This is a genomic window from Wukongibacter baidiensis (assembly GCF_050888315.1).
Taxonomy (GTDB): Bacteria; Bacillota; Clostridia; order Peptostreptococcales; family Caminicellaceae; genus Wukongibacter; species Wukongibacter baidiensis.
In genome coordinates, this window is the sequence record NZ_CP138202.1 from 3,929,811 (window position 1) to 3,944,267 (window position 14,457).

Here is a 14,457-nt window from a genome sequence, read left to right on the forward strand (position 1 = left end):
ATCCCCTCCTTTTTACCTTACATATCCTTCAATCATAATATCTGGCCCAAAACTATGGGTTTTCATATTATCCAATGAAAAAGCAGACTTAACCAATGGAACACCATCACCCTCTACAGGAGTTTTAGAAAGGCTTCCTCCGATTATCTTAGGTGCTATAAAGAAATTAACTTTATCTACAATTCCTGTATCTAAAGCGGAATAATTAAGGGCACCACCACCCTCTAAAAGGATACTATCAATACCCATCTCACCTAGCTTTTCCATAAGTACATTTAAATCAACCCTTTCATTTTTTAAAGGGATAACTAATACCTCTACACCTTTCTCCTTAAGCTCTGCGACTTTTTCAGAATCTGCAAGCTTAGTAGTAGCTATAATGGTTCTAGCCTTAGAAGTGTTTTTTACTACATTGGCATCAGGTGGAATTCTACATTTGCTATCAACTATAATTCTTACCGGATTCTTACCCTCGAAATCAGGAATTCTAGTAGTGAGTAGGGGATTATCAACCAAAACAGTACCTATTCCAACCATTATTCCAGCGTATTTATGCCTTAACCTATGTACATACTCCCTTGATAAGCTAGAGGTAATCCACTTGGAATCAGCAAATTTTGTGGCTATTTTTCCATCCAATGACATAGCTGACTTCATAAGACAAAAGGGCAATTTAGTTGTAATATATTTAATAAATATCTCATTTAGTTTCTGAGCTTCATCCTTCAAAACCCCTGTTATAACCTCGATACCATTTTCCCTTAATTTTTTCACACCATTTCCAGCCACTAAAGGGTTTGGATCAAGGGTTGCTATTACCACTCTTTTTATTCCTCTTTCAATTATGGCATTGACACATGGAGGTGTTTTACCATAGTGTGAGCAGGGTTCCAGGGTTACATACATAGTTGAATTCACTGGATCATCAGTAGTGGAGTTTAAAGCTTCGATTTCAGCATGATTACCTCCGAAAAATCTATGATAGCCTTCGCCGATGACCTTTCCGTTCTTTACAATTACACATCCAACCATGGGATTAGGATTTACAAAACCTTCCCCGTTTTTAGCCAAACTCAAGGCTCTTTTCATATACTGTATATCCATAAAAACACTCCTTTCCATAAGAGGGTGTTACAAACCTTACAATCTAATTCTTAATCTTTAGCTTTAACAAAAGCAGTTCACTTTATCTACAAAACTGTAGATATATTTAGCTCTATAGCTTTTGTAACCTCTCGTTATGTGTTATCTTTCAAATAAAGCTTTGACAAATCTCTTTAAGCCACATAAAAAAGCCCTGAAGCTTTTACTTCAGGGCTAAATATACGATAGATGTTGTGTTATAGTGCTATATGTACAACATAAATAGCATTATAGACACACCATTATAAGTCTCCTTCTACCATCCAGACTATACTGTCGGCTCTGGAATTTCACCAGATCAACCCCAATGAATAGGGTTCGCGGGCTATACCGCCGGTCGGGAATTGCACCCTGCCCCGAAGGAAAATATTCAATTTTCCAAAACTGATTAATATTGCTTAATTATTATCGTAAGGATATCATTATAATATTTAAATGTCAAGAGGATTTAATGCGAGTTTGATTTTGTCATAGCTTTATAGTCATACATTCTCTTATCCGCAAGCTTTATCAAATCATTTAGATACTTAGAATCATCAGGAAAGGAAACTATACCGTAACTAAAGCTCACAAAGATTTCCATATCCATTATTTTTATAGGGGATCTGTTCAAATATTTTATAACCTCAGACAGTCTTTTCTCTAAATCAAGAGTAGTAGAGTTAAAGAAGACTCCAATGAATTCATCCCCACCATATCTCGCAAATAAATCGGACTCTCTGATATTTTCGTTTATTGTTTCAGCAAACTTAGTTATAACCATATCACCAATTGCATGACCATAGGTATCGTTGATTTTTTTAAGATTATTTAAATCAAATAGAACTAAACAAAAAGCTTCATCATATCTAAGGGCCTTTTTATAAAACTTATCTAGTAGCTCATCGAAATAACATCTATTATAGGCGCATGTCATAGTATCATATCTAGATAGATAAACTATTTTCTCTATAAGTTCATGATTTTTAATAGCTATGCCTATCTGATTAGAAAAATATTCGGCAACCAATAGATCGTCCTCATTAAAGGCATCTATATTAAGACTATCAATATTTATCATACCGTATAGTTTGTTATCAATAACTATAGGTGTACTTAAGGTGGTTTTAATATCCAAGGCACCTATATCCTCTAATGTCTTGTATGTTTCGCTACTTAAGATAGTGTTGTCGAAGGAACGAATATCCTTGATGATACATGGTTTAGTAATATTGCCATGACTTTTTTTCCATAAAAAGGTTTCCTCAAGCTTAAATCTAATTCTTTTTAAGCTATCTATATCAAAGCCAACAGCAGCCTTGTATTCGACTATATTATCCTTGGTTAAAATTATAAAACTCCCCTTATCAGCATCATCTATAGTACTTATCAATTTTTCAAGTATAAGCCTGTACAAATCCTCAGTATCGTTGATTTCAATAGTAGAATGACTTACTTCTAACATAACGTCCCTAACCTTATTAGCTTTTTCTAACTTAGAATTAACAACAGAATACTTATTTAGTAACGTATCTTGTTCTTTTATAAGGAGATTATAGTTTTCGATGATTACTTGAAGATTATCAAGAAAAAAGACGATGTATTTGAAAAAGCGCTTTTTATTTGGTTTAGGCATCTTAGAATCTGGATGTTCTTTAATTGTATTGTCGACTGCTTTATGTAAGAGGAATAAATTTTTATTTATATAATGCAAGGTCAAAAAAGTTGTAGAAATTCCAAGTAGAGATAAAAAAACAATTTGAAAAGTAGTGATATTTTCGCTAAAGAGGTGATAAGGCAATAGAAGTCCTAAGGTTGAATTAAAAATTATAACTAATATGAGTATTACTATGAAGACACATAGATCCATTAGCATATCTTATCACCTCAAAAATTACTTCTTAAGATTATTATGACTTAATCCAGATTAAAAATTGTTTAAGTTGCTTGTTGTTATCTATTATAGGTTTCGTATTTTTCAGGCATACAGCACTTGCATAAATTATAATCGCTATTTAAGAGTAGAAGCCTATTAACCTGTGATTCTGTATCTAGCATTTTTACATGAGATTCTATAATCTTATGTATATTACAACTTTTCTTTTCATGTTCAAGGTCGTGGATAACCTTAGATAATGGGTTAACATCTACAAGATAACGCCTACCGTCATATGGATGTTCTTTTCTTCTCATATTAATATGCCCCCTTAATATTGTACTTTAATAGAGATTCAAGGAAAACTATTAATTTATACACATAAATTAAGTTCTACTATATAAACCCTATATAATAAATTATATTTCTAAACTGTAAAATCCTGCATGTTTTCTACAATTTTCTCAAAAAATACATTAAAAAAATATTATTTCCGATGCAATTGGTTTATATAAATTTTTTTGCCAGCTCAAGTCCACACCAAACGGCTAAAAGCCCAATTAATAAATTCGCAGCAATACTAATAAAGGCTAGCTTATAATGAGATTGTTTCATCAAAGAAAAAGTCTCGTAGGAGAATGTTGAAAAAGTAGTTAAAGCTCCCATCATACCAGTACCTAAAAGTAGTCTTGTATTAGGGCTTAAGTCAACTACCTCCTTGCCAAAGATTGCTAAAAACCCCAATAGGAAACATCCTAAAATATTAACAGCAAAGGTTCCATAGGGAAATTTATTACCAAATACATTATGTGTAGCAAGAGTTATGAAATAACGTAGATTACTTCCAATAAAACCTCCAAGTCCGAGGGCTAATACTTTTTTCATATCTATTCCTCCTCGTATAACAAATAATATTATAAAGAATAATAAAATATATTCAATTTTAACATAAAAGCAAAAGAATTATAAATAGTTTTACCTGAGTCTTTGCAAGAAGTACCTCAATCTTAACTTAACTTTTAAATTAAGGGGTATAATTTCTACTTAATTTTTTATTAAATATTTATTAAATGTTTATTACATATGAAAAGAATACTACATGTCATATGGCAAATAGTGATATATTATTCATGAAGGGTATAATGTTATAAGGGAATAGATAATCTAGGATAAAAAGTGTTTCCTGCGAAAGGGGTGAATAGCATATTTGGTTTTGAATTGTCCTATCCAATTATCTGGATAATTGTAGCGGTAATATTTGCGATAATTGAAGCATTGACCTTTGGTCTTGCAACAATATGGTTTGCAATAGGAGCCCTGGTGGCTATGTTATCTGCCATGATAGGAATAGGTATTATGGGGCAGATATTTGTCTTTTTAATAGCCTCGGCAGTCTTGTTATACTTTACTAGACCGGTAGCTAAAAAGTATTTAAAAATAGGTTCCACTAAAACTAATGTGGATAGTATAGTTGGTTTGGTAGGTATAGTCATCAAGAAAATTGAACCATTCAACACGGGTCAGGTTAAGGTTGCAGGTCAAATCTGGACTGCTAAATCCTTAGGTGACAAGGAAATACAAGAAGGTAAACAGGTTGAAGTAATTAGAGTTGAGGGCGTAAAACTTATAGTAAAAATTAAATAAGGAGGGTTTAATATGCCGTTAATAATAAGTTTGTTTTTAATAATTATTGGGATATTTGTAGTAGTTACGAATATTAGAATCGTACCTCAAGCCCATGCTTTTGTAATAGAAAGGCTTGGAGCATATCAAGGAACATGGAGCGTTGGTCTTCACGTTAAGATTCCCTTCGTAGATAGAGTTGCTAAAAAAGTTTCATTAAAGGAAAGGGTAGTGGATTTTCCACCACAGCCAGTTATAACTAAGGATAATGTTACAATGCAAATAGACACGGTAGTTTATTTCCAAATAACTGATCCAAAGCTATATACATATGGAGTTGACAATCCAATAGCAGCTATAGAAAACCTTACTGCAACTACTTTAAGAAACATCATAGGTGAACTAGAACTTGATGAAACATTAACTTCAAGGGACATTATTAACACAAAGATGAGAAGTATATTGGATGAAGCCACTGATCCTTGGGGAATTAAGGTGAACCGTGTTGAAGTTAAGAACATAATTCCACCTCAAGACATTCAAGAGGCAATGGAAAAACAAATGAGAGCCGAAAGAGAGAGAAGAGAGGCTATATTAAGAGCTGAAGGAGAAAAGAAATCAGCAGTTCTTAGAGCAGAGGGTAAGAAGCAATCTGCTATCCTTGAAGCGGAAGCAGAAAAGCAAGCTACAATTCTTAGAGCAGAGGCTAAGAAGGAAGCTGCTGTTAGAGAAGCAGAAGGTAGAGCAGAAGCAATAATTAAAGTACAGAAAGCTACAGCTGAAGGTTTAAAAATGCTTAAGGAATCTGCACCAAGTAAAGAAGTTATATCTATCAAGAGTTTAGAAGCCTTTGCTAAGGCAGCAGACGGTAAAGCAACTAAGATAATAATCCCTTCAGAAATACAAAGTTTAGCTGGTTTAGCTACTTCATTAACTGAAATAGTTAAGAAAGAAGATAAAGAGGCTTAAAGATGAATTGAATAGAGAGTAGACCTTGGTCTACTCCTCATTCTGTTAAGCTTCTAATATAAAATGTTAGTAAAGAAAAATACATATATTATTTTCTCGTTTTATGAGTTGCAAGAGATATAAAAATAAGATATTTTTAAAAAAATTAAAGGAAAGAACAAAATTGATTGAAAACGTATAGCGATTTGTTTAATAACATTATTAATCAAGTACTATATGTCAATATATAATCAATTAGGGGGACTGAAAATGGAATTTCAAAGAAAAAGTATTATCAAGAACATTGTTACAGTTTTATTTTTAGTTTTATTAATCGGATCTAGTATTTTATTTGCGGATATACTGGAAGAAGACGTTACAGTATATGCTGAGTCTGGTGATTTCTTAGATGATGAAAAAGAAAATACTGATTCAACTGATATTGACACATCAAATAGTAATGCAAATTACGAAATGACGTATGCTGCAAACAGCAAACTTGATGATGCAGAAGAAAAACTAAATGATGACTATGATGAATATACAAAGGGTGATGATGAGCTAAAATTCAAATATGATTTAAAGCAAACACCAACCTATGTAAGGGTAGAAATGAAAGGTACGAATTTTAAAAGATCTGGTTCAGAATGGTCAAAAAGAGGCGAGGATGATTTCCAAGACTTCCTAAAGGATATAGGAGACGAAGTACAAGATGAGATAGATAAAGAGGTTTACATATATTTAGAAGATAAAGAGAAGAAAGACATTGGAAAATACGAATACGATAATAATAAGTTAAAAGTAATAGAGGAATATGGCGGAAATAATGACGATGATGTAGATAAAATAGAAGAGACGCTAAACGATGATTATGATAAATATAAAGAAGGAAAAGAAGATTTAAAATTTAAATATGATGTAAAGAATTCATCAAGCTATGTAAAGGTAGAAATGGAAGGAACCAACTTCAAAAGAACCGAGTCGGCGTGGGAAAAGAGAGATAACGATGAATTTGAAGAGTTTATAGAAAAGATTGCTAAGGAAGTACAAGATGAGATAGATAAAAAGGTTAAGATAGATGTAGAGGATGAGGATAATAAAGAAACAGCAGAGTATGAATATGACGATAAAGAACTAGATATAAAAAGCGAGTACGGCGAAGATGATGATGGTGATGCAGATAAAGTAGAAGAGACGCTAAACGACGACTATGATAAGTATACAAAGGGAGATGAAGATTTAAAATTTAAGTATGAGGTAAAAGCGTATTCAAGCTATGTAAAGGTAGAAATGGAAGGAACAAACTTCAAAAGAACCGATTCAGATTGGGAGAAGAGAGACGACGATGACTTCCAAGACTTTATAGAAAAGATTGCCGAGGAAGTACAAGATGAGATAAACAAAAAGGTTAAGATATATGTAGATGATAAGGATAGCAAAGAAACAGCAGAGTATGAATATGACGATGATAAATTAGATGTAAAAAGCGAGTACGGTGAAGATGATAATGGCGATGTTGACAAAGTAGAAGAAACACTAAACGATGACTATGATAAGTATACAAAGGGAGATGAAGATTTAAAATTTAAGTATGAGGTAAAAGAGTCATCAAGCTATGTAAAGGTAGAAATGGAAGGAACAAACTTCAAAAGAACCGATTCAGATTGGGAGAAGAGAGACGACGATGACTTCCAAGACTTCATAGAAAAGATTGCCAAGGAAGTACAAGATGAGATAAACAAAAAGGTTAAGATATATGTAGATGATAAGGATAGCAAAGAAACAGCAGAGTATGAATATGACGATGATAAATTAGATGTAAAAAGCGAGTACGGTGAAGATGATAATGGCGATGTTGACAAAGTAGAAGAAACACTAAACGATGACTATGATAAGTATACAAAGGGAGATGAAGATTTAAAATTTAAGTATGAGGTAAAAGAGTCATCAAGCTATGTAAAGGTAGAAATGGAAGGAACAAACTTCAAAAGAACCGATTCAGATTGGGAGAAGAGAGACGACGATGACTTCCAAGACTTTATAGAAAAGATTGCTAAGGAAGTACAAGATGAGATAGATAAAAAAGTTAAGATAGATGTAGAGGATAAGGATAACAAAGAAACAGCAGAGTATGAGTATGACGATGATAAATTAGATGTAAAAAGTGAGTACGGTGAAGATGATGATGGCGATGTAGATAAAGTAGAAGAAACGCTAAACGATGACTATGATAAGTATACAGAGGGAAAAGATGAATTAAGATTTAAATATGATGTAAAAGAATCATCAAGTTATGTAAAGGTAGATATGGAAGGGACGAACTTCAAAAGAACCGATTCAGATTGGGAGAAGAGAGACGACGATGACTTCCAAGACTTTATAGAAAAGATTGCCAAGGAAGTACAAGATGAGATAGATAAAAAAGTAAAGATAGATGTAGATGATAAGGATAACAAAGAAGCAGCAGAGTATGAATATGACGATAATGAATTAGATGTAAAAAGCGAGTACGGTGAAGACGATGATGAGACAGATAAAATAGAAGAGACGCTAAACGACGACTATGATAAGTATACAAAGGGAGATGAAGATTTAAAATTTAAGTATGAAGTAAAAGAGATATCCAGCTATGTAAGGGTAAATATGGAAGGTACAAACTTCAAAAGAACCGATTCAGAGTGGGAGAAGAGAGACGATGATGACTTCCAAGACTTTATAGAAAAGATCGCCGAAGAAGTAGTAGATGAGATAGATAAAAAGGTTAAAATATATGTAGAGGATGAGAGTAATAAAGATACAGCAGAGTATGAATATGATGATGGCGACTTAGATGTAAAAAGCGAGTATGGTGAAAATAATAGTGAAAACGCCATAGAAGAGAAGCTTAATGATGAGTATAATAAGTATACAAAAGGTGAAGATGATCTGAAATTTACATATAAAGCTGAAGAGAAAAACAGTTATGTAAATGTAGATATGAAGGGTACTAACTTTAAAAGAGACTCTACAGCGTGGGAAGAGAGAGACACTAGTGAATTTAGAGACTTTGTAGAGAAACTTGCAAAAGAAATAGCGGCCGATGCAAAAAAAGATGTTAAAATAGCTTTAGAGGATGAAGAGAATAAAGATACTGCAGAATATGAATATGATGAAGGTAAGAAAGACTTTGAAGTAAAGGAAGAATACAAAAAAGATCATAATGGTGACAGTATTGAAGATAAGCTAAATGATGATTATGAGACGTATGAAGATGGTAAAGAAGATTTGAAATTTGAATATGAAGTAATAGAATATGCAAAGTATGCAGAGATAAAAATGGAAGGTACAAACTTTACAATAGGTTCTTCTGAATGGGAAAAAAGAGATGAAGGTGATTTTCAAGATTTTGTAAAGGAAATCGCTAAAGAAGTAGGAGAGGATCTTGATAAAAATCTTCTCATAAACGTGACCGATGAAGATGATGATAAGGCAGGGGAATACGAGTATTATGTAAGTGGATCACGTTTTGAAGTAATCGAGGAAAACGGCGGAGATGGAAATATAGAAGATAAGCTAAATGATGATTATGAAGAGTATGAAGATGGTAAGGAAGATTTAGAATTTGAGTACAACATAAAAGAATATAAATCCGAGATAAAAGTAGAAATGGATGGTAAGAACTTCACAAAAGATTCTGATGAATGGGAAGATAGAGGTAAAAGCGATTTTAGAGATTTTGTAGAGAAGATTGCAGAATATGTATCAGATAAGACGGATAAAGATGTTGTAGTATATGTAGATGATGAAGATGGTGACAACGTAGGTAAATACGAATACGATGAAAGTAAAGAAAAATTCAAAACGATCAGTGAATATGATAAGTAATTAGGATACTAAAAAAATCCTTCTTAGTAATAGGTCAAGTGCCTAAACTAAGGAGGATTTTTTATAACATAAATATACTATTGAAAATTAGGAGGATTGTCTTTATCAAAGGCTATAATATAATACTTATCTCCAAATTGCTTTTCTAAATCCTTAATTGACTTTAACTCCTTATCATCAATACTAGCTAAAGAAACCTCATTCAGTTTATTTTTATGAGTCATTATTAAAGTCTCCTTTCACAAATATATATTTAGTATCCTCATAAGCTAAAAAAATTATCAGCATAAATTTACAATATTTTTGGAGAAAAATTTATAAAATTGTTTATATTCTGTGAAAAAGGGTAAAGAATAAAAAGCAATAGGTAATAATTAGATTATTTAGTAATAAAATACTATAAAAAATTAGGTATATTTTCTCAAAAAAAGAGTAAAAAAATGGCTTTTTATTAGAATATTTTTACAATCTTGAAGGAATTTTCAGATAAATATAGAATTAGATAGTATAATTGGTATTTTTGTAGATATATATATAAATTTATAAAAATTTGTTTAGTAATTACGCAAATTTGATTAAAATAATTTTTTACAGGAGTTAAATAAAGATGAAAAAGCGCCTAGTTGACAATACGATTAATTACTTTGAAAAAAATACAGAAATTGATGAGAATCAAGAGGCAATCCTAAGGTTTGCCATTGAGGTGGTGATTAGCTTTGTTGTTAGCCTTGGCTTAGTTTTATTAGTGGCCCTACCATTAGGAGTTTTTCTAAATGTTTTAATTATAATATTAACCACTAGTATATTGAGAAGCTTTTCAGGCGGTGCCCATTCCGAAACAATGTTTGGATGTGCTCTTTACGGAGCTATCATTATGAATGGATTCGGATTGGTAACAAAATATACTCAACCCTCTAAGGGGGTTTTAAGTATTTTTATATTATTTGTTTTTCTGTTTTCAACCTGGAGTATATATAAATATGCTCCGGCAGACACTCCTGGGAAACCTATTACCACAAAAGTTAAGAGACAGAAATTAAGAAGACTTTCATTTGCAACACTATTCATATGGTGTATACTATGCCTGCTATGGTATACTGGTCTTATGAAAAACTTAACAATAATCTATGCATCAGCCTTTGGAGTTTTATGGCAGAGTTTTTCACTTACCGACTGGGGATACTCATTACTCCATCATGTGGATAGAATACTACGAATGATAAACAAAAAAGAGGGGGAACTAATATGAAAACGAGATTATTACAATTAACAATTACAATCCTTACTTTTTTAGCCTTTACGAATGCGGCTGCAGCTTGCTCTACTGGAACTTATCAACCAGAGCTTCCGGATATATTAAAGGATAAATAAATACTTTTAAATAGGTTTCTCTAAAGGAGTGTGAAAAATATGAGGTTTCTAGAGTTGTTGATTGCACACTGTATGGAAGGATTTTTAATAGTAGGAGCAGGTCTAGGTATTATGAACATACGTCCTAAGCTTAGTAAAATAGCCTGCTTAGCTCTTATATATGGTTTTCTTATATTTGCTGTTAGAAAATTTTATATTATGTATGAAATACCATTTGGAACTCATTCTTTTGTTTTAATAACTTTATATGCTATTTGTTTGAAATATATTGGTAGACAGAACTGGGCTGCTGCAATTATAGCCCCACTGATTTCGTTCTTTCTGATAAACATTGGAGAAGGAATGATTTTGTATAACGGAACGAAGTTATTAGGTATAACTATGGAAGATATAATACATAAACCGGGCTTCAGATTAGTTGGAACTATATTAACAGATGTTCCTTTAATTATAGTATTTATAACAGGATATATCTTAAATATCTCTGTTATAGATATAAATCGTTTTACTGAAAAAGAGGACATTTAGATATGAAAGAAATGAAGATTAATAAAAGGGTGTACATATTAATTATTATTCTCATATTATTACAAAGTATTGCTACAACATTAATAACCAACCAAGTGATTGTAGCATCTGTAAATGGGAGCAAATTTAATTACAATTATCCAAGAACCCTAGGTCTTTTAATAAATGGACTAGGGATAAGTGTCGTTATATGGGTTTTCTATATTATAAAGCTTTTAGAAAAGCATCAAGATACAACCAGAAAGCTTAACAATTCTAACGAGGTAATCGATGCCCTAAGGGGACAGAAACATGATTTCCACAATCATCTTAATGTAATTGCTGGCCTTATACAGCTTCAAAAAGGTGATAACGCCCTAGGATACATTAAAAAGGTTTCTGGAAATACCACCAAAATGTTCTCGATTTCTAACGTTGGCAATCCAGAGGTTGCTGCAATACTGTATAGAAAGTATGCCATAGCGGAGAATAAAGGCATTTCAGTTGAAATCGATATTAGGTCGGATCTAGATGATATAGCCATAGATTCCGTTGATCTCAGTACAATATTATTCAATTTAGTCGATAATGCAATATATGAACTAGATAATTGTCGTGAAACAGAGAAGCTATTAACGGTAGATATCTGTGAGCACGAGAATGAATATGCATTTACTGTAGTAAACTCCTATCCAATCCTACCTTCAGAGCTACATAATGAAATATTTAAACAGGGATACACTACAAAGGGAGGAAATGGACACGGACATGGCCTTAGTACTGTTAAACAGCTTGTTTCCCATAACAGAGGTAAGATTAATGTAGAAAGTTATGATGGTGTTGGTACGATTTTTACAGTCTTTCTTCCTAAAAAAACCTCTAAGAGCCAAATCTAAATAAGAGATTGAGGATATTTAGTATTTTCATTTTGGCTAGATCTTTCTTTGAAAAATGATCTTTGTAACAACTTATGAACATTGAACTATTCGTCTTTATTGCATTTCTTTTAAATGGCTCAAAAAAATAAGGTTTCGACAAGCGAAACCTTTAAAGTTGATCTATTTTTTTGATATTTCTATATCTCCAGAAGTCGTTGATAAAACAATCCTATTATTATCCTGTCCAACCCTACCGTTTACTTTTCTTTCACTATGTTTGCCTTCAATACTTATAGGAAAATCACATTCTATGTCTCCGGAAAGAGATTTTGATTCTAGATAAAATCCAGAGTTATTCGGAAGCCCTAATTCAATACTACCAGATATCGAGCCGATATTTACATCGTTTTCAAGTGCGTTAAAATCGATATCTATGTCTCCAGAAGTTGTTTTAGCATCTATCATGCCTTTGAAATCCCTTAATGTAATTTCTCCCGAGGTACTTTTGAAACTAGATTTTTCACTATATAAAGAATCGGCATTTATATCTCCTGAAACAGATTTTGCACTAATATCTTTGATGTTAAGTATTCCTAAATCTATATCGCCAGAAGTGGTTTTTACATCAATATTTTTGGAATATTCATTGGGTACATAAATATCTAAATCGATTCTAGAAGAGTAGAAACCACTAGAAATCAATTTTTTATGATCAATTTTAATTTGTAAGCTATTATTTTGCTTTTCTGCAATCAACTTTGGTGAACCAATCTCATTGCTTGAAGCTACTGCGCCATAGAAATGCACCCTTATATCATTTCTATCTTCTGGTATAATCCTTATATCTGCACTTATTGTACTTATATTAACATCATCTATACCTTGGATATCAAAACTTTTCTCTTCATTGATATTTTTCTTAAACTTCCCTTTAACATTGCTTATTTCCTCAAAGTTAGAATAATCATCATCCATATCGGCAATATCATTCCAATCTACTCCAGCATTTCTAAACAAAATTATGGAGATGGAAAAGGAAGCAATCATTATAATAAAAAGCCAAAGAACGATTTTTTTCATATTTTTAATCATTTTATATGCCTCCTATCTTCCTAAAAGTCGTAGGTTGAGTTTGAGATATTGTATAGTTCCAATATATAGCCACCTAGCTAAATAGCAGTTTCCTATAATGAAAAGTAATCCTAGTGAAGTTAGACCAATTCCTAGAAACAATGTTGCCCCTGTATTTGATACCATGATCGATGGTAAAGAAATATAGGCGTTTAAGGAGCCTAGTACGGGTCCTAGTGCGGCCGTTCCAAATACTGATACTCCAGCAATAAGGATTCCTATAGATGCAGCAAAAAGACCTATCAAAACACCGACTAAACCTAGAAATGGCCCTAATACAAAGATGAGGTTGAAAAAACCAAGAGCCAATATTGCAAGAACTGCCTTTAACATATTAGACGGTGAAGGGTTTACTTCAGCCTGAGTTACTATATAATTCGCCTTATATTGCTTGGCTATGGTTTTTGGGCTTCCAAGGCTATCTATTATATCCTCTTCGGTTTTTCCCTCTTCAAGTCCAATGCTAAAGTGTTCTTCGTAATCAAAGAGTATATCCTGTCTTTCATCGGAAGGTAGGCTACTAAGTAAGTTACTTAGTTCGGTTAAAAATTCATTTTTATTCATTTTCCTCTTCCCCCTCGATAATATTATTTACACCATCAACAAAAGAGAACCATTCATTAGTCAAGTCATCTTTGACTTCTCTTCCACGCTCAGTTAACGTGTAGTATTTTCTAGGAGGCCCTTCCTTAGACTCCTTAAGATAAGTAGTAAAAAGACCTTCTTTTGTTAATCTTCTTAGTAATGGATATATAGTACCTTCGGATATTGCTATGTTTTTGGAAATATCATTTACCAATTCGTAACCATAGCAATCTTTTTTGGTAAGTATAGACAAGACACATAACTCCAGTACTCCTTTTTTAAATTGTATATTCATATTGGACCAGTTCCTTTCGAGTATATTATAGATTAATACTTATCCAAGGTTAATATTCGTATTTAGCTTATTAAAGCATATAAGTTCTATATAAATACATTATACAAAAAGCTATCTTGTTATGCAAGGTAGTGGGTTAAAGTTTTTTGCCATAATAATTTAAGGAGCCAAACAATTATTTTAGGAAACATATAAAAATTCCTATAAAGGGCATATATACATAGAAATTTTAAAAAGAGAAGTATGTAAAGAATTTG

At 32.2% G+C, this 14,457-nt stretch carries 15 protein-coding genes and 1 riboswitch; of the genes, 7 read left to right on the plus strand and 8 right to left on the minus strand.

The window, feature by feature from the left end; genetic code table 11:
• Positions 1–12: 12 nt before the first annotated feature.
• The 4 genes from ribD to crcB form a co-directional block, all read right to left on the minus strand.
• Positions 13–1,104 carry a bifunctional diaminohydroxyphosphoribosylaminopyrimidine deaminase/5-amino-6-(5-phosphoribosylamino)uracil reductase RibD gene (gene ribD / locus R9X47_RS17780; protein WP_432662369.1) on the minus strand — a complete coding sequence of 364 codons (1,092 nt, stop codon included), beginning with the start codon at positions 1,102–1,104 and terminating at the stop codon, positions 13–15.
• A 286-nt stretch (positions 1,105–1,390) separates the two neighbouring features.
• A riboswitch (FMN riboswitch) is annotated at positions 1,391–1,511 on the minus strand.
• 80 nt (positions 1,512–1,591) lie between these two features.
• The gene (locus R9X47_RS17785; protein WP_432662370.1) at positions 1,592–2,998 is read right to left on the minus strand and encodes a sensor domain-containing diguanylate cyclase; all 1,407 of its coding nucleotides are present in this window, start codon (positions 2,996–2,998) and stop codon (positions 1,592–1,594) included.
• Between the two features lie 77 nt (positions 2,999–3,075).
• Positions 3,076–3,315, minus strand: a complete 240-nt coding sequence (locus R9X47_RS17790) for a hypothetical protein (RefSeq protein WP_432662371.1) — start codon at positions 3,313–3,315, stop codon at positions 3,076–3,078.
• Positions 3,316–3,505: 190 nt separating this feature from the next.
• Complete coding sequence (crcB, locus tag R9X47_RS17795; RefSeq protein ID WP_432662372.1) at positions 3,506–3,883, minus strand: fluoride efflux transporter CrcB; 378 nt, start codon at positions 3,881–3,883, stop codon at positions 3,506–3,508.
• A 291-nt stretch (positions 3,884–4,174) separates the two neighbouring features.
• Here crcB and R9X47_RS17800 point away from each other — a divergent pair, with 291 nt between their 5' ends.
• The 3 genes from R9X47_RS17800 to R9X47_RS17810 all read left to right on the plus strand — a co-directional run bounded on the left by R9X47_RS17800 (position 4,175) and on the right by R9X47_RS17810 (position 9,433).
• A complete protein-coding gene (locus tag R9X47_RS17800; protein WP_432662373.1) occupies positions 4,175–4,642 on the plus strand; it encodes an NfeD family protein in 468 nt (155 codons plus the stop codon).
• 12 nt (positions 4,643–4,654) lie between these two features.
• Positions 4,655–5,590 (plus strand): SPFH domain-containing protein, encoded by a 936-nt coding sequence (locus tag R9X47_RS17805; RefSeq protein ID WP_432662374.1) that lies wholly within the window; start codon positions 4,655–4,657, stop codon positions 5,588–5,590.
• Between the two features lie 249 nt (positions 5,591–5,839).
• Positions 5,840–9,433: a hypothetical protein gene (locus R9X47_RS17810; RefSeq protein ID WP_432662375.1), complete on the plus strand. Its 3,594-nt coding sequence runs from the start codon at positions 5,840–5,842 to the stop codon at positions 9,431–9,433.
• A gap of 77 nt (positions 9,434–9,510) precedes the next feature.
• On the opposite strand, the gene R9X47_RS17815 is transcribed toward R9X47_RS17810, so the two are convergent.
• Positions 9,511–9,657: a hypothetical protein gene (locus R9X47_RS17815; RefSeq protein WP_432662376.1), complete on the minus strand. Its 147-nt coding sequence runs from the start codon at positions 9,655–9,657 to the stop codon at positions 9,511–9,513.
• Between the two features lie 383 nt (positions 9,658–10,040).
• On the opposite strand from R9X47_RS17815, the gene R9X47_RS17820 reads away from it, so the two are divergent.
• Genes R9X47_RS17820 through R9X47_RS17835 form a run of 4 tightly spaced genes read left to right on the plus strand, consistent with a single transcriptional unit; the run spans position 10,041 to position 12,207 of the window.
• Positions 10,041–10,682, plus strand: a complete 642-nt coding sequence (locus R9X47_RS17820; protein WP_432662377.1) for an accessory gene regulator ArgB-like protein — start codon at positions 10,041–10,043, stop codon at positions 10,680–10,682.
• Positions 10,679–10,804 (plus strand): cyclic lactone autoinducer peptide, encoded by a 126-nt coding sequence (locus R9X47_RS17825; protein WP_432662378.1) that lies wholly within the window; start codon positions 10,679–10,681, stop codon positions 10,802–10,804. Before R9X47_RS17820 ends, R9X47_RS17825 begins: the two co-directional genes overlap by 4 nt.
• 39 nt (positions 10,805–10,843) lie before the next feature.
• Positions 10,844–11,332: a hypothetical protein gene (locus R9X47_RS17830; protein WP_432662379.1), complete on the plus strand. Its 489-nt coding sequence runs from the start codon at positions 10,844–10,846 to the stop codon at positions 11,330–11,332.
• A 2-nt stretch (positions 11,333–11,334) separates the two neighbouring features.
• A complete protein-coding gene (locus R9X47_RS17835) occupies positions 11,335–12,207 on the plus strand; it encodes a sensor histidine kinase (protein ID WP_432662380.1) in 873 nt (290 codons plus the stop codon).
• 162 nt (positions 12,208–12,369) lie between these two features.
• On the opposite strand, the gene R9X47_RS17840 is transcribed toward R9X47_RS17835, so the two are convergent.
• The 3 genes from R9X47_RS17840 to R9X47_RS17850 are packed head-to-tail and all read right to left on the minus strand — an operon-like array spanning position 12,370 to position 14,200.
• Positions 12,370–13,281, minus strand: coding sequence for a DUF4097 family beta strand repeat-containing protein (locus R9X47_RS17840; protein ID WP_432662381.1), 912 nt, complete (start codon positions 13,279–13,281; stop codon positions 12,370–12,372).
• Between the two features lie 12 nt (positions 13,282–13,293).
• Positions 13,294–13,884 carry an HAAS signaling domain-containing protein gene (locus tag R9X47_RS17845; RefSeq protein WP_432662382.1) on the minus strand — a complete coding sequence of 197 codons (591 nt, stop codon included), beginning with the start codon at positions 13,882–13,884 and terminating at the stop codon, positions 13,294–13,296.
• The gene (locus R9X47_RS17850; RefSeq protein ID WP_432662383.1) at positions 13,877–14,200 is read right to left on the minus strand and encodes a PadR family transcriptional regulator; all 324 of its coding nucleotides are present in this window, start codon (positions 14,198–14,200) and stop codon (positions 13,877–13,879) included. The genes R9X47_RS17845 and R9X47_RS17850 overlap by 8 nt, the downstream gene beginning before the upstream one ends.
• Positions 14,201–14,457 lie beyond the last annotated feature (257 nt).

Bases quoted from the DNA above. Each gene is read 5' to 3' on its own strand.
- R9X47_RS17805 (WP_432662374.1), top strand. From the start codon at position 4,655: ATGCCGTTAATAATAAGTTTGTTTTTAATAATTATTGGGATATTTGTA.
- R9X47_RS17810 (WP_432662375.1), top strand. From the start codon at position 5,840: ATGGAATTTCAAAGAAAAAGTATTATCAAGAACATTGTTACAGTTTTA.
- R9X47_RS17835 (WP_432662380.1), top strand. From the start codon at position 11,335: ATGAAAGAAATGAAGATTAATAAAAGGGTGTACATATTAATTATTATT.
- R9X47_RS17850 (WP_432662383.1), bottom strand. From the start codon at position 14,200: ATGAATATACAATTTAAAAAAGGAGTACTGGAGTTATGTGTCTTGTCT.
- R9X47_RS17815 (WP_432662376.1), bottom strand. From the start codon at position 9,657: ATGACTCATAAAAATAAACTGAATGAGGTTTCTTTAGCTAGTATTGAT.
- R9X47_RS17790 (WP_432662371.1), bottom strand. From the start codon at position 3,315: ATGAGAAGAAAAGAACATCCATATGACGGTAGGCGTTATCTTGTAGAT.
- R9X47_RS17830 (WP_432662379.1), top strand. From the start codon at position 10,844: ATGAGGTTTCTAGAGTTGTTGATTGCACACTGTATGGAAGGATTTTTA.
- crcB (WP_432662372.1), bottom strand. From the start codon at position 3,883: ATGAAAAAAGTATTAGCCCTCGGACTTGGAGGTTTTATTGGAAGTAAT.
- R9X47_RS17820 (WP_432662377.1), top strand. From the start codon at position 10,041: ATGAAAAAGCGCCTAGTTGACAATACGATTAATTACTTTGAAAAAAAT.
- R9X47_RS17785 (WP_432662370.1), bottom strand. From the start codon at position 2,998: ATGCTAATGGATCTATGTGTCTTCATAGTAATACTCATATTAGTTATA.
- R9X47_RS17845 (WP_432662382.1), bottom strand. From the start codon at position 13,884: ATGAATAAAAATGAATTTTTAACCGAACTAAGTAACTTACTTAGTAGC.
- R9X47_RS17840 (WP_432662381.1), bottom strand. From the start codon at position 13,281: ATGATTAAAAATATGAAAAAAATCGTTCTTTGGCTTTTTATTATAATG.
- R9X47_RS17825 (WP_432662378.1), top strand. From the start codon at position 10,679: ATGAAAACGAGATTATTACAATTAACAATTACAATCCTTACTTTTTTA.
- ribD (WP_432662369.1), bottom strand. From the start codon at position 1,104: ATGGATATACAGTATATGAAAAGAGCCTTGAGTTTGGCTAAAAACGGG.